General features: G+C 72.1%; 14 protein-coding genes. 2 read left to right on the top strand and 12 right to left on the bottom strand.

The genetic code is table 11. The annotated features are described in order from the left end of the window. Nucleotides 1-15: 15 nt before the first annotated feature. From AIF0345_RS08580 to AIF0345_RS08540, 9 genes are all read right to left on the bottom strand, one after another. Complete coding sequence (locus tag AIF0345_RS08580) at nucleotides 16-1,311, bottom strand: CehA/McbA family metallohydrolase (protein WP_285295895.1); 1,296 nt, start codon at nucleotides 1,309-1,311, stop codon at nucleotides 16-18. Continuing rightward, on the bottom strand, nucleotides 1,308-4,133 hold the full coding sequence (locus AIF0345_RS08575) for a glycoside hydrolase family 38 N-terminal domain-containing protein (RefSeq protein WP_285295894.1): 2,826 nt from the start codon (nucleotides 4,131-4,133) through the stop codon (nucleotides 1,308-1,310). The genes AIF0345_RS08580 and AIF0345_RS08575 overlap by 4 nt, the downstream gene beginning before the upstream one ends. Further along, nucleotides 4,130-5,218, bottom strand: a complete 1,089-nt coding sequence (locus tag AIF0345_RS08570) for an ABC transporter ATP-binding protein (RefSeq protein WP_285295893.1) — start codon at nucleotides 5,216-5,218, stop codon at nucleotides 4,130-4,132. The genes AIF0345_RS08575 and AIF0345_RS08570 overlap by 4 nt, the downstream gene beginning before the upstream one ends. Next, nucleotides 5,215-6,081, bottom strand: coding sequence for a carbohydrate ABC transporter permease (locus AIF0345_RS08565; RefSeq protein ID WP_285295891.1), 867 nt, complete (start codon nucleotides 6,079-6,081; stop codon nucleotides 5,215-5,217). Before AIF0345_RS08565 ends, AIF0345_RS08570 begins: the two co-directional genes overlap by 4 nt. Next, complete coding sequence (locus AIF0345_RS08560; protein ID WP_285295890.1) at nucleotides 6,078-7,001, bottom strand: carbohydrate ABC transporter permease; 924 nt, start codon at nucleotides 6,999-7,001, stop codon at nucleotides 6,078-6,080. Before AIF0345_RS08560 ends, AIF0345_RS08565 begins: the two co-directional genes overlap by 4 nt. A 6-nt stretch (nucleotides 7,002-7,007) precedes the next feature. Next, a complete protein-coding gene (locus tag AIF0345_RS08555) occupies nucleotides 7,008-8,411 on the bottom strand; it encodes a sugar ABC transporter substrate-binding protein (protein WP_285295889.1) in 1,404 nt (467 codons plus the stop codon). A 116-nt stretch (nucleotides 8,412-8,527) separates the two neighbouring features. Further along, on the bottom strand, nucleotides 8,528-9,730 hold the full coding sequence (locus tag AIF0345_RS08550; RefSeq protein ID WP_285295888.1) for a Gfo/Idh/MocA family protein: 1,203 nt from the start codon (nucleotides 9,728-9,730) through the stop codon (nucleotides 8,528-8,530). Next, the gene (locus AIF0345_RS08545) at nucleotides 9,727-10,635 is read right to left on the bottom strand and encodes a TIM barrel protein (protein ID WP_285295887.1); all 909 of its coding nucleotides are present in this window, start codon (nucleotides 10,633-10,635) and stop codon (nucleotides 9,727-9,729) included. Before AIF0345_RS08545 ends, AIF0345_RS08550 begins: the two co-directional genes overlap by 4 nt. Nucleotides 10,636-10,781: 146 nt before the next feature. Beyond that, the gene (locus tag AIF0345_RS08540; RefSeq protein ID WP_285295886.1) at nucleotides 10,782-11,999 is read right to left on the bottom strand and encodes an ROK family transcriptional regulator; all 1,218 of its coding nucleotides are present in this window, start codon (nucleotides 11,997-11,999) and stop codon (nucleotides 10,782-10,784) included. A gap of 251 nt (nucleotides 12,000-12,250) precedes the next feature. Between AIF0345_RS08540 and AIF0345_RS08535 the strand changes: the two genes are divergently transcribed. After that, nucleotides 12,251-13,561 (top strand): anaerobic C4-dicarboxylate transporter family protein, encoded by a 1,311-nt coding sequence (locus tag AIF0345_RS08535; protein ID WP_285295885.1) that lies wholly within the window; start codon nucleotides 12,251-12,253, stop codon nucleotides 13,559-13,561. 49 nt (nucleotides 13,562-13,610) lie between these two features. Here AIF0345_RS08535 and AIF0345_RS08530 read toward each other — a convergent pair whose 3' ends face one another. After that, the gene (locus AIF0345_RS08530; RefSeq protein ID WP_285295884.1) at nucleotides 13,611-14,291 is read right to left on the bottom strand and encodes a DNA-3-methyladenine glycosylase I; all 681 of its coding nucleotides are present in this window, start codon (nucleotides 14,289-14,291) and stop codon (nucleotides 13,611-13,613) included. 61 nt (nucleotides 14,292-14,352) lie between these two features. Here AIF0345_RS08530 and AIF0345_RS08525 point away from each other — a divergent pair, with 61 nt between their 5' ends. Further along, nucleotides 14,353-15,207, top strand: coding sequence for a Cof-type HAD-IIB family hydrolase (locus AIF0345_RS08525; RefSeq protein ID WP_043559457.1), 855 nt, complete (start codon nucleotides 14,353-14,355; stop codon nucleotides 15,205-15,207). 36 nt (nucleotides 15,208-15,243) lie between these two features. Here AIF0345_RS08525 and AIF0345_RS08520 read toward each other — a convergent pair whose 3' ends face one another. Beyond that, a complete protein-coding gene (locus AIF0345_RS08520) occupies nucleotides 15,244-15,711 on the bottom strand; it encodes an RNA-binding S4 domain-containing protein (protein WP_285295883.1) in 468 nt (155 codons plus the stop codon). Between the two features lie 9 nt (nucleotides 15,712-15,720). After that, complete coding sequence (locus AIF0345_RS08515; protein ID WP_285295882.1) at nucleotides 15,721-16,719, bottom strand: HNH endonuclease family protein; 999 nt, start codon at nucleotides 16,717-16,719, stop codon at nucleotides 15,721-15,723. Nucleotides 16,720-16,759 lie beyond the last annotated feature (40 nt).

Genomic DNA, 16,759 nt, shown 5'->3' with positions numbered 1-16,759 from the left:
GCCGGGAGACCCGCCTCAGGCGGACAGGGCGACGACCCACCGCTCGGCGGTCTCCAGCCGGTAGGGCCCCCGGCCTCCCGGCGCCCGGACCACCTGGTTCTCCTCCCGGATCACCAGGCGCCCACCGAGCCGGTCCACGAGCACGGTCCCCGCCGCGTCCACGGCCATGAGATCATCCTCGTCGTGCCCGTCCACGCCGCCGAGGCGCACGAGGGCGGGAGCCTCGAGCAGGACGGGACGGGCCTCGCCGTCGTGGATGCGGCGGGCGCTTGCGGTCACCGTGGTCCGGCCCGCGGCCATTGCCTCGAGGAGGGCCCCCGGACTGCACTCCTCGGCCGCGACCCACGTTGTGGGCATTCCCGGGCGCAGGGGAGTCGAGCGGTTGTGGAAGTCCCCGCCGCCGAGGACCACGACACTCCTGCCCAGCATCGCCGCCCAGGCCAGGACCGAGGTGTCCGTGAGGTTCCGGTACCAGGTGCCGTGGAAGAGCTCCGCCCCGGGCGGCATGCGCTCCAGGGGGTGCAGCCACGAGCAGTCGTCTGAGACGGGGTGGTTGATCGACATGAGGCCGCCGCGCCGCTCGACCTCCTCCACCCACGTCCGGGCGTCGTCGCGGAAGTCGATGACGCCGATCTCGCCCCAGGCGTTGGCGTGCCCGCGGTGGGTGGTGATCTCCTGCCCCGGCACCAGGGTGATGCCGTGGCGGCGCGAGACGGAGGCGAGATGGGGGTGGTGGCTGGTGGTGTTGTGGTCGGTGCAGCCCAGGTAGTCCAGCCCGGACCTGACGCCCTCGTTCGCCAGCTCCCACAGCGACAGGTCCCCGTCGGAGTGGAGGCTGTGATTGTGGAGATCGCCTGCGTACCAGGTCAGGCCCCCGGGGGCGGGCAGGCCCCGGTCGGAGCCCCGCAGGAGGCGCGGGGCGGGGGCCTCCCGCGGGCCGTGGTCCGGGTGCTCCGGGGCGGGGGAGACCACCGTGACGGTGACGTCCACGCCCTGCGCGGGCACCTGGTGCAGCCCCAGCAGCACCGCCCAGGCCCCCTCCTCCAGGCCCGGGCGGTAGCCGGGAGTGGCGTCGTCGCGCTCGACCACGTAGGAGGCCCTCGCCCCTCCGGACCAGCCGCGCAGGCCGTCGGGGCCCAGCAGGCCCAGGTCGATCACGGCGCTCTCGCCGGCCGCGCCCGGCTCCGCGACATCCATGGTCACGCCAATGGACTCGGCGCCGGCCGGCACCTCGAAGGGGAGACGGGGGTAGCGGTCCTCGGCCTGGTCGACCAGACCCAGGTGCGCGGTCATGCGCCGCAGAACTGTCATTGGTCCTCCTTGCCCGTCGGAGCGTCTTTCGGAATGTTGTTCGGGGCCGCCGCCGTCCCGGGGCGGCGCAGGGTGAGGATCGACGACGCCGGGACGGGCAGGTCCCACGGGTCGATCCTCTTCTGGAGGACCGCCCCTGTCAGGTCCGTCCTGTCCCATTCTCCCGCCATCCGGGCCCGCAGCAGCTCGGCGTGGTGGTGGTAGTTGACGAAACGGGCCTCCAGGGCGCCGTCGTCGAGGCGTCGCAGGGACTCCAGCGCGACGCGCCCGAGGGTGGCCACCACAGGCCCGACAGCCTCAGCGGCCTCCTCCCCGTCCCGTGCGGCACCGTGCGCGACGACGGGCTCGAAGCGGAAGATGTCGGAGTGCCGGACGATCTTGGAGTCGTCCCACGCCGGGCACGACAGGTCGACGGCGAGGTCGGTCTCGACCCTCGTCCCCAGGTACTGGGCGCCCGGCACGGGGCACTCGGACCCGGCGGGCTCCTCGCGCAGCGGGTGCACGTTGACGCTCATCAGGTCGACGGCGCGCAGCAGCGTCAGGGCGATCTCGTCGGGCCGCCCCGCGCCGTCCGACGCCGTGGGGCCCGGGGGGGTGACGACCTCGTACTCCATGAGCCGGCGGGTGTGGACCGCGACCCCGCCGGCGTGGACGAAGCGCGTGGCGGGGAAGGTCGGCAGGGGGTACTCCCCCCACCCGCCCTCGCCGGTGCGCCCGCGCCGGGTCGCGCCGTACTGTCCTGCGGACACCGAGCCGTCCAGATCCTGTGCGAGGGTGGGCACATGGAGCCTGAGCCGGTGGTTGCCGACCTCGTTGACCAGGGACGCGCGCACGCGCACGAACCGTTCGCCCTCCCGGACCTCCAGTCGCAGGTCGACCACCTGGTCGCGCAGGGCCCCGGAGCGGGCCGAGCGAGTGGCGTCCAGCCCCTCCGGCAGGCGGTAGGTGCGCCGGACGAGGACGCGCGCCCGCAGGGGCCCCGGCTCATCGACCACCACCCGCGTTCTCACCGGCGCGGCGACCGCCCCGGAGCCGACGGGCCCGAAGTTGTAGGAGTCCCCCCGGTCGCCCTCGTCGACGACGGCCAGGGCCCGGCTGATGGCCCGGCCGCTGGGGACGTCCTCGATGCGCACCAGGCCGTCGTCGTCGACGTCGATGCGCACCAGGCCGTTGGACACGCTCCGCCCGCGCACGCGGACCGGATGGTCGACGGCGGCGCCGTCCCCGCCCAGCACCGTTGCCGCGGTGCCCTCCGCCCGGCCGGCGACCAGCACCCTGCACGATGGGGCGACCAGGGTCCGGACGTGCCAGGGCCGCTGCGGATCGGCGTCGGCCAGCCGGCGGTCGAGCTCCCCGGTGAAGTCGTCGAGGTCGAAGTCCTCGTCGCTGACCCGGCCGACCTCGAAGACGAGCTCGGCGGCCCCGGGGAAGGACCACCCGCGGATGCGCCTGCCGAAGAGCTCCTGGCCGTGGATCCTGCGCAGGACCCGGCGCACGGCCGAGGCCGGCATCCACTCGTCCCCGATGACGGTGGGAAGCTCCTCGAGGAGCTGGGCGCCTCCGGGCAGGGCGTCGGGCGCGCCGTCGAGCACAATCTCGCCCTGGACGCGGCGCGCCCACCCCGACTGGTTGAAGGCCACGAGCTCCCCCTGCCGGGCCGTTGCCGTCAGGCGCGGCAGGGCGATGTCGATGGCGCCCCCGGCCGTGTGGGCGGCGACGTGCAGGCGCGTCTCGACCTCCTCCGCTGTCGCATCGACGCCGCAGCCGGTCACCGAGTCGTGCGCCGAGGACTCCACGACCAGCCTCCAGCCCCGTTCGAGCAGGGCCCGTCGGGAGGGGCCCCCGACGACGGCGTCGAGGCGCTCAGCGGCGGTCAGGGCGCGCTCGGCGCCCGCCATCGCCGCCTTGATATTCGTCCGGATGGACAGGACCCCCGGCAGGATGTTGCCCAGCGCGTGGGAGCGCATCTCGCCGACGACCAGGGGGAGCGCCTCCAGGCTCGCCCGGTCGTGCGCGCGCGAGGCCACGACCTCGCCCAGCGTGGCCACCGTCAGCCGCGCCCCGGGGCGGCGGGCGTTGTGGGCGCGAACGAGGTCGACCAGGTCCTCCCGAGGACTCATGTGGTCCGTCCCGTACATGCCTGCGGGCGGGCGCCCGCGCAGCCGCCCGGCGTTGGCCTCCAGGTAGTCCGAGACGAGCCGGTCGAGCTTCCCCGGAGGATCCAGGAGCTTCAGGGCGGACCCGTAGCCGTCCCACAGGTACTCCACCCGGACCTCGGAGCCGTCCAGGGCTCGCCAGCGGAAGGCGTCGCGGTCCACCCCGGCCGGCGCGCCGCGCCACAGTGCGGCATCGGCCAGGCCGAAGCCCCGCAGCACCTGCGGCATCTGGGCGGCGTGGCCGAACATGTCCGGCAGGTAGCCGACCCGCATCTCCGTCCCCACGGCGCGGCAGGAGCGGATGCCCAGCTCGAGGTTGCGCACCGTGGTCTCCCCGTCGCAGCAGAACTCGTCCAGGAGGATGAGGAAGGGGCCGATACCCAGCTGCCCGCGGGCGACCGCCGCGCGCAGCCGCCCCGCGCTCTCCGGGCGGATGGCGAGATAGTCCTCGAACGCGGCCGCCTGCCCGTCCAGGGTGAAGCGGTAGTCCCCCTCGCGCTCCAGGAGGTCCAGCAGGCCGTCGATCATCCTCACCAGCCTGGCGCGGAAGATGTCGTGGGGCTCGTACCACTCCCGGTCCCAGTGGGTGTGGGGGATGATCCACATGGCGGTGGGGGCGTCGGCTGCACCGGCGCTGCTGTCTCCCGTTGCTTCCGTCGCCCTCACCGGCGCCCTCCCGCAATGAGCTCGCCGCCATCGGACCCGAACACCAGGGTCTTGGCCTTCGGGAACGTGAACCAGCACCGCTGGCCCCGCTCGGGCAGCGGGTCCTCGCCGACGACGGCCTGCAGACGGCCCTCCCCGGAGCGCATGGTGAGCAGGTTCTGGGCCCCGAGGTTCTCCACCGTCTGCACCCGGCCGCCCACGGCGTGCGCGACGGCGTCGGCGGACCACTCGACGTACTCGGGTCGCACGCCCCAGGTCACTCTCATCCCATCGGGCAGCTCGCGCCTCGTGTTCTCGGGCAGGGGGATCCGCGCCTCCATGGACTCGATCGCCCCCTCGCGGACGACGCCGCTGTTGAGGTTCATGGGGTGCGACCCGATGAAGGAGGCGACGAACTCGTTGGCGGGCCGGTGGAAGACCTCCCGGGGAGTGCCGACCTGCTGGATCCTGCCGTCCCGCATGACGGCGATGCGGTCGGCCAGCGCGAGGGCCTCCGCCTGATCGTGGGTGACGAAGACCGAGGTGACGCCGAGGTCGCGCTGCAGCTCCTTGAGGAAGGTGCGCGCCTCCAGGCGCAGCCGGGCGTCCAGGTTGGACAGGGGCTCGTCGAGAAGGAGCACGTCGGGCCCGGTGGCGATCGCCCGGGCGAGGGCGACGCGCTGCTGCTGCCCGCCGGAGAGCTGGCCCGGCCTGCGCTCCAGCAGCTCGGCCAGGGAGAGCCTGCTCGCCGTGTCGGCGGCGCTCCGCCGGCGCTCGGCCCTGGCGACCCTGCGCACGCGCAGCGGGTAGGCGATATTGTCAGACACATTCATGTGGGGGAAGAGGGCGTAGTCCTGGAACACCATGGCCACGCCCCGCCGCCCGGGCTCGGCGCCGGTCATATCGACCCCGCCGATATGAAGGGTCCCCTCGGTGATGCTCTCCAGGCCGGCGACGGACCTCAGGAGCGTCGTCTTGCCGCAGCCCGAGGGGCCCAGCAGCGCGAAGAACTCGCCCTCGGCGATGGACAGGTCCACCCCGTCGACTCCGCGCACCCCGTTAGGGTACTGCTTCACGAGGCCCTCCATGACGATCGTGGCGGTCATGACTTGATACCTCCATAGAAGCGGAAGCCGAGCTTCCTGTTGACGACGAAGTAGATGACGAGGACGGGCAGGGCGAAGACGAGGGCGAACACCGAGATCAGCCTGAGATCTGCCTGCCCGGACTCGGTGTAGAAGGTGTACATGAGGACCGCCGCGGGCTGACCGGCCGGGTCGCGCAGCAGCAGGTAGGGGACGAGGAAGTTGCCCCAGACCTGGACGACCGACCAGATCGCCACGAAGGCGATCCCGGGACGGGCCACGGGGATGACGACGTCGGCGAGGATCCTGCCCGGCCCCGCCCCGTACAGGCGGGCGGACTCCTCGTAGGACCTGGGGACCGAGTCCATGAAGTCCTTGAGGATGAACACCACCGTGGGCAGCAGGCCCCCGGCCAGCACCAGGATCACCCCGGTATGGGTGTTGATCAGGCCGATGAGGTTCATCAGCTGGAAGGTGGGCACCATGGCCGCGGTCCCCGTGACGATCGAGGACAGCAGGAGCATGGCGTACAGGAGCGCGTCGCGCCCGGGGACGCGCACGCGGGACAGCGCGTAGGAGGCGAGTGTGCCCAGCGCGATGACGACCGCCATCGTACCCAGGGCGATGATCAGGGAGTTGACGATCGACCCGAGAGCATAGGGGTTGTCCATCAGGCGGTGGAAGCTCGACAGCGTCCAGCGCGGCCACTTCACCGACATGGTCGGGCTCGCGTCGAAGGGGGCGACCAGCAGCCACGCCAGGGGAAGAGCGAAGACGACCCCGATCACGGCGACCGCGACGGCGAAGACGATCCGCCCGGCGGTCCTGCGCAGCGCGCCCGCCAGTGTGCCCGCGGGCCTGCCGCGGGGTGCGGATGAGCTCATCGTCGGCTCCTTCCGACCCTCATGCAGGCCAGGGCGATGACCAGGTTGATGACGAGCATGAGCACGGACAGCGCCGCCCCGCGGCCCAGCTGTCCGCCGGGAATCGCCGTCTTGTAGATGTACACCGACATGATCTCCGTGCGGTGCCCCGGCCCGCCGGCGGTGAGCAGGTAGGGGGTGAACGTGTTGAAGGTCCACAACGTGATCATCAGGGTGTTGGTCAGGATGTGGCCCCTGATCGTGGGCAGGACGACGTCGCGCAGCTGCTGTAAGCCGGAGGCCCCGGCCATGCGCGCGCTCTCCAGCTGAGAGGGCGGCACCGCGGACAGGGCCGAGGAGAACAGCTGCATGGAGAAGGCGGTGCCGCACCAGATGTTGAAGACGATGATGACCGCCAGCGGGTGCTCGATGAGCCATGCCTTGCCCGGAAGGTGGAGCAGCGCGTTGAGCGTCCCCCCGCGCCGGTCGAGCAGGGCGATCCACAGGAAGGAGACGACCGAACCGGGAATCACCCATGCCGAGAGCACCACCGACTCCAGGAGGGTGCGCGCCCACCCGGTGATGCGCCGGGTCGACCACGCCAGGGCGAAGCCCATGACGGACTGCCCGACGACTCCCGACAGGGCCACGAACAGCACCGTCAGGCGCAGGGAGCTCCAGAAGGCGGGGTCGCGCAGGGTCGCCAGGTAGTTGTCGACCCCCACGAAGTCGGTGCTGGAGGCGGCCAGGCCGGTCAGCCTGTAGCTGGTCAGCCCCAGGTAGATCGTCCACACCGCCGGGAAGAGGAGGAACAGCGCGATGACGGTCAGAGCCGGGGCCACGAAGAGCAGCGCCCGCACGCTGCCCAGGCCGGCGACGTCCTCGGCGCGGCTGCGGGCCCGCCTTGGCGCACCCGCAGCCGCGGTCGCTGTAGAGGCCACCGCGGATCAGCTCCCGCTCTTGACCGCGTCGGAGCCGACAATCCCCTGCAGGCCCGACACATAGGTCTTCACGGCGTCATCGACCGCGGTGCCCATGACGACGTCGAGGGTCGCCTGCTGCAGGAGGGAGGACACCTCCGGGTACTCGGCCAGGCCGGGCCGGTAGGACGTGATGGGCAGGACCTGCTCGGACACGAAGGAGAGCATCGGGTCGGAGGCGAGCAGCTCCGCATTGACGTCGTTTCGCGGCGAGATCGACAGGGTGCCGGCCGCACGGGCCTCGAAGGCCTCGGCGGAGCTCATGAAGGCGAGCAGCTCCCATGCGAGCCCCGGGTTCGACGAGCCCGGGTTGAGCACCCTGGCGGTGCCGCCGGACATGGAGACGAAGTCCTGCCCGTTGACGCCCGCGCCGGGCTTGACGGCGGGGATCTTCGCGTATCCGACCGCGGTGTCCCGGTCCGTCATCGGGGCGGTTCCCACACCCTCGGCCGGGTTGATCACCGAGCGCCAGAAGTAGTCGCCCTCGAAGAGCATGGCGATGCGTCCGGCCGCGAACTCCTGGAAGGAGGTGTCCCGCCCGGACGCCTCCTGCTGGAGGACCGGGTCCCCGAGCGCCTCGTCGACGTAGATCGTCTTGTAGAGGTCGAGGACCTTCCTCATGCCCTGGGTGTCACCGGCCCAGGCGCCGTCGGACCACAGGGGCTGGCCGGTGCCCATGAGCATGGGCAGGAAGCCCTGCATGGTGGAGGCCTCGGTCATGGCGGTGCCCGCGTTGAGCTGCACGGGGACGACGCCGTCGGCCTTGTCCTTGATGGCGCGGGCCGCGCTGAGGATGTCCTCCCACGACGTCGGCTGCCACGCGGCGGGGAGCCCGGCCCTGGAGAAGATGCTCTTGTTGTAGTAGATCACCCGTCCGTCCGCGCCCTGCGGCACGCCGAAGCGCCTGCCGTCGAAGGAGGCGGCCTTCTGGATGGTCTCGGGGATCTGCGCCCACCCGTCCCAGGAGGACGCCGCCTCCCCGGCGACGTCGTCGAGGGGCTTGATGTACCCGGCCTGAGCGAACTCCCCGATCCAGATGCCGTCCAGGGCGACGATGTCGGCCCCCTTGCCCGACTGGAAGTCGAGAGCGGCTTTCGTCTTGTAGTCCTTGTCGTCGACGCCCTGGGCCTCGAAGACGACGTCGACGTCCTTCCCGGCGCTCTGCTGGGCCTCCTTGAAACCCGGGATGACCCACTCCTCGATCCACGTGGCCTCCGCCGCGTTCTTCCCGCCGGCAATGGCGTTGGTCATAATGGTCAGCGTCCCGGAGCCCGGGCCGGACTGCTTCTTCGAGCCGCACGCCCCCAGCAGGAGCGATGCCGACGCCATTGCCGCGCCCGTGAGCGCGGTGCGCCGTGTCATCGGTGTCATCGGTGTCATCGCTGTCATCGCTGTCATTGTCGTTACCTCCGTAGTGTTGTTGGTCCAGCCGCGGTCCGCCCGCGGCCTGCGAGCGGGCCCGGGCGGGGCGGGTCGTGAACGGGGCCTCAGCTCCAGGCGGCCTCGGAGTCGGGGTCGGGTATGACTCCCGCGCTGGTCGCGCACGCCCTCCACAGCCGCTGGGCGGCCGCCAGGTCGGCGCGGGAGGCGGGCAGCACGGATCCGGCGCGCCCCTCGCCGCGGGCGAGCGCGACCATCTCGTACAGCTCGCGCTCGAACGCCTCCTCCTGGGGCCAGACGGACTGGCTGGTGGCGCTCCCCAGAGGCGAGGCCGCTGAGCGGATCCGCAGGGTTGTGGGGGCGTTGAGCAGGTACGGGGTCGCGAACTCGATCTCGATGGTCCCCTTGTCGTGGTGGACGACGACGCGCTCGCGGTACTCGGGGTAGCCCGCGATGAAGTGCCACCCGAGGTGCCAGGGAACCGCCCTTCCGCAGGGCCCGTCCTCGGTCGTCGAGGGGCGGATCATCCCCTGCGCGACAATGCTCCCGGGGAAGGAGCCCCCTGCGCGCACCGCGGTGAGGACCTCCTCGATGGGGAGCCCGAGCACGCGCGTCAGGGCGATGTCGTGGATGACCGAGCCGAGGATGACGTTCGTGTACAGGCGGCGCATGGTGTCGTCGGAGGCGATGCCGCCGATAGCGTCTCGCACGGCCTCGTCCGTGCGCGCGGCGAGCGCCGCGGTCACCGCAGGCGCCACGTCCTCGTCCGGCGGGTCGAGGCGCGCGAAGCGGAGCTGGCTGGCGTCGGCGGGGTGGAGGACCTCGACGCAGAGGTGGCGGGGACGCACCCCGTCGATGAGGTGGCGGGCCCGGGCCGTCGCGGGGTCGTACTCCTTCATGTACCCGACGCGAATCCACTCGTCGGGATCGGCCCCCAGGCGGGCGAGGCCGGTCTCGAGCCTGTCGAGCTCGGAGTGCGACAGCGCCAGCGGCTTCTCCACCAGAACGCGCACCCCGGCGCCGACCAGGGCCAGGGCGTCATCGACGTGGCTGCCGCTGGTGGCGAGGATCGCGATATCGATGTGGACGCGTCCCTCCCCGATGGCCCCGACCAGGGCCCCGACGTCGCCGAAGCGGTTCTGGGCGGGCACCCCGTTGAGCTCGGCGTGGCGCGCCCGGCGGGCGGGGGAGAGCTCGACGAGGGCCTCGATGGCGACGAGCCGGTGGTTGCGGCGCAGGACGGGCAGGTGCACGGCCTGGGAGATGCAGCCCAGGCCGACCAGCGCGGCGCGTATCGGGGTGGTGCTCACGGGATCCACCTGCGCAGGAGGTCGCGGTTGCGCACCTGGTCGGACACGGCTCGCTCGACGTCCCGCCGGTCGAGGAGGACCACGTCCTGCTCGACGACGAGGTACCCGTCGTAGCCGTCTGCGAGGAGGCGCTCCATCAGCCCGGCCACGTCGAGGTCGCCGTCTCCCAGGGCCGTGAACGCGCGCCTCTCCCACACCTGGCGCAGGGCGTCCGGTCGTCCCGCGACCCGGGGGAGGACGGCGGTGTCAACGTCCTTGAGGTGGATGTGGTTGATGCGGGCGCGCCACCGGTCGAAGTCGGCCAGAGCATCGCCTCCGGCGAGGAGGAGGTGACCGGAGTCGAAGGTGAGGTCCACCGACGTGTCGTTCAGCAGCCTGTCGATCTCGGCGGGAGTCTCCACGTAGGTCGCCGCGTGGTGGTGGAACGTCGGCGTCAGTCCGAGGCCCCGCGCGAGCGCGCACACGCGCTCGACGCGCTTGACGAGGGCCGCCCACATCCGCGCGTCGGCCTCCAGCGCCGGGCCTCCGCCGGGCGGGGCGCGGCGAAGGGCGTCCCCGGCGTCGGCCAGCGTCGGCCTGGGAGCCGGTCCGTCCTGGGTGCGCGCGACGAGGGCGAGATCCTCCAGCACGGGCAGCGCCAGGGCGAGTGCGGACTCGAACTCGGCGTCGCTCCCGGCGAACGGGAGGTCGATCCATCCCCCGCACAGCAGCAGGTCGCGGGCGGCGAGCGCCTCGACCAGGTCGCCTCCCGTGCCGAGCAGGCCGCGGGGCCCCAGGTCGATGCCGTCGTAGCCGGCGGCGCCGACGGCGTCGAGCAGCTCGCCGCCTGTTGGAGGAGGGACGAGGTCCGGCCTGGCGAGGTCGAAGACCCCGTACGACACGGGGGCGTTGGCAACAGTGATCATGACTCTCCCACGGGCGCGAGGGGCGGCACGTCGTCGTGACGCCGTCACGGATTAGTCTGAAGTATGGATTAATTCGTGTCAAGGCTCCTCCCAGGCCGTTACCAGCCGTGGCTCCCTCCGGCGCGAAGCCGGATGCGTGCCCGCGCTCAGCGGTCGGTCGAGTTCGGCGCGCGCGGTACGTAGAGGTTGTCGTGCACGACCGATGCGGCGCCGATGGCGCCGACATGGTCGCCCATCGCCGTGGAGAGCACCGATACAGGATGCGGTCCTCGGGCGGAGGGGCGCCTCACCGCGCGCTTGACGGCGGGGGCGTACCACGGCTCGAGCAGGTGCCAGTACGGACCGCCGAACACCACCGTGTCGGCGTCGAGAAGCTCGGTGGCCATCATGACCAGCTCGGCTATCCGCTCCGCCGCCGTTGTCAGGAGCCGGTCCGCGCGGTCCGCCCCCTGGGCGGCCATGGCGCACAGGCCGGCGAAACGGCGCTCAATGGCCACGAAGTCCGACCGTGCCGGGAGGGGCTCGGGCTGGAGTCCCAGACCGTGGGCGCGCGCGACGAGGACGGCGGGGTCGTTGGCCATGCCCGGGGGCTCCCCGGGCGCGTTCGAGCCGAGGGCCGTCATCATGGTGCCGACCTCGCCGCTGTTGCCCGAGAACCCGCGCACGGCCTCGCCGTTGACGGACAGCCCGAGCCCGGTTCCGGTCCCGATGTAGACGAACACCATGGTCGACTCCAGCGACTCGCCGCCCCGGACCCAGTTCTCCCCGATGACGGCCGCCAGCGTGTCCTTGACCACTGGCACGGGCATCCTCCCCAGGCGCTCTCCCAGGACCTCGCCCAGGGGCACCTTGGCCCAGCCCGGCAGCCATACGGCGCTGCCAGGGGCGCCGGTCGAGGGGTCCACCGGTCCCGGCAGCGCGAGACAGGTGCCCGCCAGCTGCTGGTCGTCGATGGAGCTCTCTTGGATGAGCCGCTGCACCATTGCGGCGACATTCGCCATTGCCGAGCGCGGGTCGTCGGAGTCGACGTCGGTGGAGGAGGCGGATGCCGCCACCTCACCGTTGAGGTCCAGCGCGACGGCCGTGATCAGGGAGGGGTCGATGTGCACCCCGACGGCGATGCGCGCCGAGCCGACGATGTTGAGGATCGTGTGCGGGCGCCCCGGCCCGCTGATCCTGGTCCCCACCTCCGTCAACAGCCCCTGCCTGACCAGGCCGCGAACGATCGTGGACACCGCCTGCACCGACAGCCCCGTCGAGGCGGCGACGTCCCGCTGGCTGGAGGCGCCCAGGCGGCGGAAAGCGTGGATGACGACGTTCTCGTTGTACTTGCCCAGGTCGACCAGACTGGTGCCCGTCCTCATTGAATCGCCCTTCCGTGGAGCTCGTGCTGTCCGGCACACGCTTACCATAGGAGCGCCCCGGGGCCTGCGACCGAAAAGCCGCTTCCTTCCGTGTCAAAAGCCGGCGAGATGACAGAACGCCGCATAAAATGAGTCTTGCGCCGCCACTGTGCGGTCATGTTCCGCCGGCCCAGCGGCTCCGGACGCCCTGGCGCGAGGCCGGCGCATGATCAGCGGGGCAACCGCTGCCCCAGAGCGGAGGGAGACCGCCCATGATCTGGTTCCACCTACTCGTCGTCCTGCTATTCATCGTCGTCGGCGCCAGGCTCGGCGGCATCGGCATCGGTCTGGCCGGTGCGGCCGGCATCCTGGTCCTCGCCGCGACCGGCGTGCAGATCTCGACCGACGGCGTCCCCTGGGAGGTCATCGGGATCATTATGTCGGTGATCTGCACCGTGGCCGCCCTCCAGGTGGTCGGCGCCATGGACCACCTCGTCCACCTCACCGAGCTCCTGCTGCGCAGGCACCCCCGGCAGGTCGTCTTCCTGGCGCCCTTCGTCACCTTCCTCATGTCCGTCATGTGCGGTACCGGTCATACCGCCTACTCGGTCATCCCCGTCATCGTCGATGTGGCCAAGGAGCACGGGATCCGCCCCTCCCGCCCGCTGTCCATCGCGGTCGTCGCCTCGCAGGTGGGCGTTGCGGCCTCGCCCATCTCGGCGGCCATGGTCGCCCTCGTCGTCGCCCTGGCGCCCCTGGACGTCGGCTACCTGGCCTGCCTCGCCGTCGTCCTGCCCACCACCTTCATCGGCCTGGCGGTCGGCGCCGTCGTCGCCGCGCGCCAGGGATCGGAGCTCGAGGACGACCCGGTCTACCAGGAGCGCAGGGCGAAGGGGCTCCTCAAGACGAGCGCGGCGGGCTCCGACGACTACAGGGCGGCGCCCGGCGCAGTGTCCGGCCTGATCATCTTCCTCGTCTCCCTCGTCCTGGTCGTCGCCTATGCGACGGTGACCTCCAAGGAGCTCGGCATTGTCGAGAACCCGCCAATGGACTCGACGGCGGCCATTATGACGATCATGCTGGTCACCGCCATCGTGATCTGCCTTGCTGCCAAGAAGCACACCGCCGCGATCGCGACCCAGGACACCTTCCGCGCCGGTATGACCGCCGCCATCTGCATTATGGGCCTGGCCTGGCTCGGCAACACCTTCGTCAACCACTACACGGACACCATCTCCAGCGCGCTGTCGGCGCCCCTGCAGTCCCAGCCGTGGCTGGCCGCGGTGTTCTTCTACTTCACGGCTCCGCTCATGTTCTCCCACGCGGCGACGACGACGGCCTTCATGCCGCTCATGGTGAGCCTCGGCCTGCCCGCAGTGGCGCTGCTGGCGAGCTACCCCGCCGTCGCCAACTACTACCTGCTGCCGAACTACCCGACGACGGTCGCGGCCATGGAGATGGACGACACCGGCTCCACGCGCGTGGGCAGGAACGTCTTCGCCCACCCCTTCGTCCTGCCGGGAACGGTCTCGATCGTCGTCTGCGTCGTGCTCGGATTCCTCCTGGCGCAGCTGGTGGTCTGAGAGTCTCCCGCGCGGTGCGCCCGGTCCGCGCCGCAGTCCTCCCCGGCCCTCAGCCCCACACTCCCGACGAGCCGCGGCGGTGGGAGCCGAGCAGGTGGGTGTCGACGATCCCGATGGCCTCCATGAGCGCGAAGCAGGTCGTCGGCCCCACGAAGCGGAAGCCCCGCCGCTTGAGCTCCCCCGCCAGGGCGGCCGACTCGGCCGACCGCATGGGGATGTCGGCCACCCGGCGCGGCTCGGGGGTGCGCTCCGGCCGGTAGGACCACACCAGGCCGGCCAGCCCGCCGACGGCGGTGTCCTCGCGCAGCGCGACGGTGGCGCGCGCGTTGGTCAGCGTCGCCAGGATCTTGGCGCGGTTGCGCACGATGGAGGAGTCGGCCATGAGCCGGGCGATGTCATCGTCGTCGAAGGCGGCGACGGCGTCCGGGCTGAAGCCGGCGAAGGCCTCCCGGAAGGCGGGCCGCCTGCGCAGGATCGTGGCCCACGACAGCCCGGACTGGAAGGCCTCCAGGCTCACGCGCTCGAAGACGCCGCGCTCGTCGCGCACCGGCATGCCCCACTCGGTGTCGTAGTACTCCCGCAGGAGCGGGTCCGAGGCCGCCCAGGCGGGCCGGGCGAGTCCGTCCGCGCCCACGACCAGGTCGGCGGACGCCTGCTTCCGCTCGGCGGGCGCGACCCCAGGGCCGACAGGGCCACCGGGGGAGCGGAGTGTCCTGGGCGAGTCGGCCATGGGTCCAGTGTCTCACCGCACCCGGCGCCGCGCGGCGAGCCGGATCTGGAAGGATCGGGTCATGACCCCTCCCGCTCCGACCCCGCTCAGCGCTCTTCCCGATCCCGTGGACCTCAGGCTGGTGGTCACCGACATGGACGGCTCCCTGCTCGACGGCGAGGGCCGTCTCCCGCCCCGCTTCGACGCCGTCCTGGCGCGCATGCGCGAGCGCGGCGTCGTCCTCGTGCCGGCCTCGGGCCGCCAGCTCGACAACCTCAGGGCGACCTTCGGCGCCGCGATCGCCGACAGCCCGGTGATCGCGGAGAACGGCACGGTCGTCGTCCAGGGCGCCGCCGAGATCCACTGCGAGACGGTCACCCGCGCCCAGGCCGCCGCCGCGGTGCGCACGACACGTGCGCTGGGCGAGCAGGGGCTCGACGTCGGGGTCGTGGTCGCCACCAGGAACCGTGCCTACGTCGACCGCATTGACGAGCGCTTCGTCCGCCAGTGCGCTCTCTACTACACGGCCCTCGACCCGGTTCGGGATCTCCTGGATCTTCCCCTGGGCAATGTCATCAAGATCGCCGTCTACACCTTCGGCGACGCCGAGTCCGAGTGCCGGGGCCCCCTGGCAGCCGCCGTGCCCGAGGTGCAGGCCGTGGTCTCAGGCGCGCACTGGGTCGACATGATGGCCCGCTCGGCCTCCAAGGGCCGGGCGCTCGTCGCCGTGCAGGAGCGCCTGGGCGTCGCTCCGGCCCAGACCGCGGTCTTCGGGGACTACCTCAATGACGCCGAGCTGTACGACCACGCCGACCTGTCCTTCGCGATGGCCAACGCCCACCCGGGCATTATCTCCCGCGCCCGCTACATCGCCCCGGCGAACACCGAGGACGGGGTGCTGCGCACAATCGAGGCCCTTCTGGACCGCCTGCCGTGACGCTGAGGCCCGGCCGCCTCTCCGGTGGCCGCGCCCTCAGCGGTCGCCGTCGAGAATGTGCTCGATGTCGATCTCGCTCGGCGCGGCGCGCAGGGCGTCGAGCCGGCGGCGCTCCTTCTTCGTGGGGCGGCCCGCCCCCCGGTCGCGGATAATGGCGGCCGGCACGTCCATGGGGGAGGGGCGCGGTGCGGAGACATCGGTGTAGGCGGCGCGCGCGATCGGCGCCCCGACGCGCTTGAGCAGGATGCGCTCGACAATGAGGTGCCGGTCGAAGCCGTCGACCCGGTAGCGGACCTCGTCGCCGACTCTCACGTGCTGGGCGGGCTTGGCCGTCTCCCCGTTGACGCGCACGTGCCCGGCGCGGCAGGCCCCCGTCGCCGCCGAGCGCGTCTTGACCTGGCGCACGCTCCACAGCCACACGTCGATCCTCGCCGAGGCGGGCCCGCTGCCGCCGGCTCCGGTCGTGCCGGGCGGCCGTGCGCCTCGTGACTGCCTGGTGCTCATGGCCCGATCCTACCGGCGGCGAGAGCGCCGTCTGCGGCGCCTCCCAGTTCGCCGGCCGGCCCCCAGGACGTGCTTGGAGCGCGCCATGAGGCCGGCTCCGACCAGAGCGGTCCCGATGATCGCCGCCAGCCGGTACGCGGGGGTCGACCTGAGAACCTCGACGGTGCTCTGCGCGGTGCCGGCCGCGCGCTCCAGGGCCGAGGGAGCCCCGTCGCCCCCCGCCGCGCAGTCCGTCAGCGTCGTGCGCAGCGCATCGACATCGGCCTGGGGGAGCCCGAGGTCGTAGGCGGCCGCCACGGAGACGAACCGGGCGGCGTAGGCGCACCTGTAGGAGTCGTTCGGGGGCCACCATCCCCGACCGGACGCGGTCTCCCACGAGCCGGTCTCGGTCGAGCCCGTCGGGCAGGTCGCCGGGCCGCAGGCGGACTTGGCCTGGTTCGCCTTTCCGTCGACGGCCAGCAGGTTGAGGGGGTCGTTGGCCACCAGGAGGCGCGTGCGCTGGTCCCACGCCCAGGCGCCGTGCGCGTAGAGATAGTTCAGGGGCACCACGTGGTCGATCTGGACAGCCTCGGAGGTGCCCTGCCCGCGCTGGAACTCGATGGTGGACCCCGTGTAGGGGTCGTGGAGCGTGCCGGACCACACCGTGGCGTCGGGGCACACGGCCGCCCCCTGCCCGACCCCCTGGTCGCGGCCCTGGATGCCCTTGGCGCGCGAGTAGTCCACATCGGTGAGGTCCCGGGACAGGATCTCGTTGCGTGTGTCGCAGCCGTCGCCGTCGACGTCCTCCCAGGCCTGTCCGAACCAGCCGGTGCGCGACCCTCCCTCGCCCCAGGAGACGGCTGCCGGCGCATCGGCCGGAAGCGAGTCCAGGGCCGTCAGCGCGTCGGCGGCGCTGAGAGCCTGGTCCCCGCGGTCGTCCCACTGCCCGGGCGCGGTGGGGCCCGCGGCGACCAGCGCCGCCGAGAGAGCGACGGCTGCGGCGCGCAGCGCATTCGGTACAGCGAGCATGTCAGCGGTTGACGGGGACGGCCGGGTCGGGCGGCTGGGG

It is taken from the genome of Actinomyces israelii (assembly GCF_030253495.1).
GTDB classification, from domain to species: domain Bacteria; phylum Actinomycetota; class Actinomycetes; order Actinomycetales; family Actinomycetaceae; genus Actinomyces; species Actinomyces israelii.
Note: the sequence above shows the minus strand (reverse complement) of the source record. Positions and strands in the feature narration are given on the sequence as shown.

What these genes read in the sequence shown, in the direction of transcription:
- AIF0345_RS08580 (WP_285295895.1), bottom strand. Translation starts at nt 1,311, where the DNA reads ATGACAGTTCTGCGGCGCATGACCGCGCACCTGGGTCTGGTCGACCAG.
- AIF0345_RS08570 (WP_285295893.1), bottom strand. Translation starts at nt 5,218, where the DNA reads ATGACCGCCACGATCGTCATGGAGGGCCTCGTGAAGCAGTACCCTAAC.
- AIF0345_RS08565 (WP_285295891.1), bottom strand. Translation starts at nt 6,081, where the DNA reads ATGAGCTCATCCGCACCCCGCGGCAGGCCCGCGGGCACACTGGCGGGC.
- AIF0345_RS08555 (WP_285295889.1), bottom strand. Translation starts at nt 8,411, where the DNA reads ATGACACCGATGACACGGCGCACCGCGCTCACGGGCGCGGCAATGGCG.
- AIF0345_RS08545 (WP_285295887.1), bottom strand. Translation starts at nt 10,635, where the DNA reads ATGATCACTGTTGCCAACGCCCCCGTGTCGTACGGGGTCTTCGACCTC.
- AIF0345_RS08540 (WP_285295886.1), bottom strand. Translation starts at nt 11,999, where the DNA reads ATGAGGACGGGCACCAGTCTGGTCGACCTGGGCAAGTACAACGAGAAC.
- AIF0345_RS08535 (WP_285295885.1), top strand. Translation starts at nt 12,251, where the DNA reads ATGATCTGGTTCCACCTACTCGTCGTCCTGCTATTCATCGTCGTCGGC.
- AIF0345_RS08530 (WP_285295884.1), bottom strand. Translation starts at nt 14,291, where the DNA reads ATGGCCGACTCGCCCAGGACACTCCGCTCCCCCGGTGGCCCTGTCGGC.
- AIF0345_RS08525 (WP_043559457.1), top strand. Translation starts at nt 14,353, where the DNA reads ATGACCCCTCCCGCTCCGACCCCGCTCAGCGCTCTTCCCGATCCCGTG.
- AIF0345_RS08520 (WP_285295883.1), bottom strand. Translation starts at nt 15,711, where the DNA reads ATGAGCACCAGGCAGTCACGAGGCGCACGGCCGCCCGGCACGACCGGA.
- AIF0345_RS08515 (WP_285295882.1), bottom strand. Translation starts at nt 16,719, where the DNA reads ATGCTCGCTGTACCGAATGCGCTGCGCGCCGCAGCCGTCGCTCTCTCG.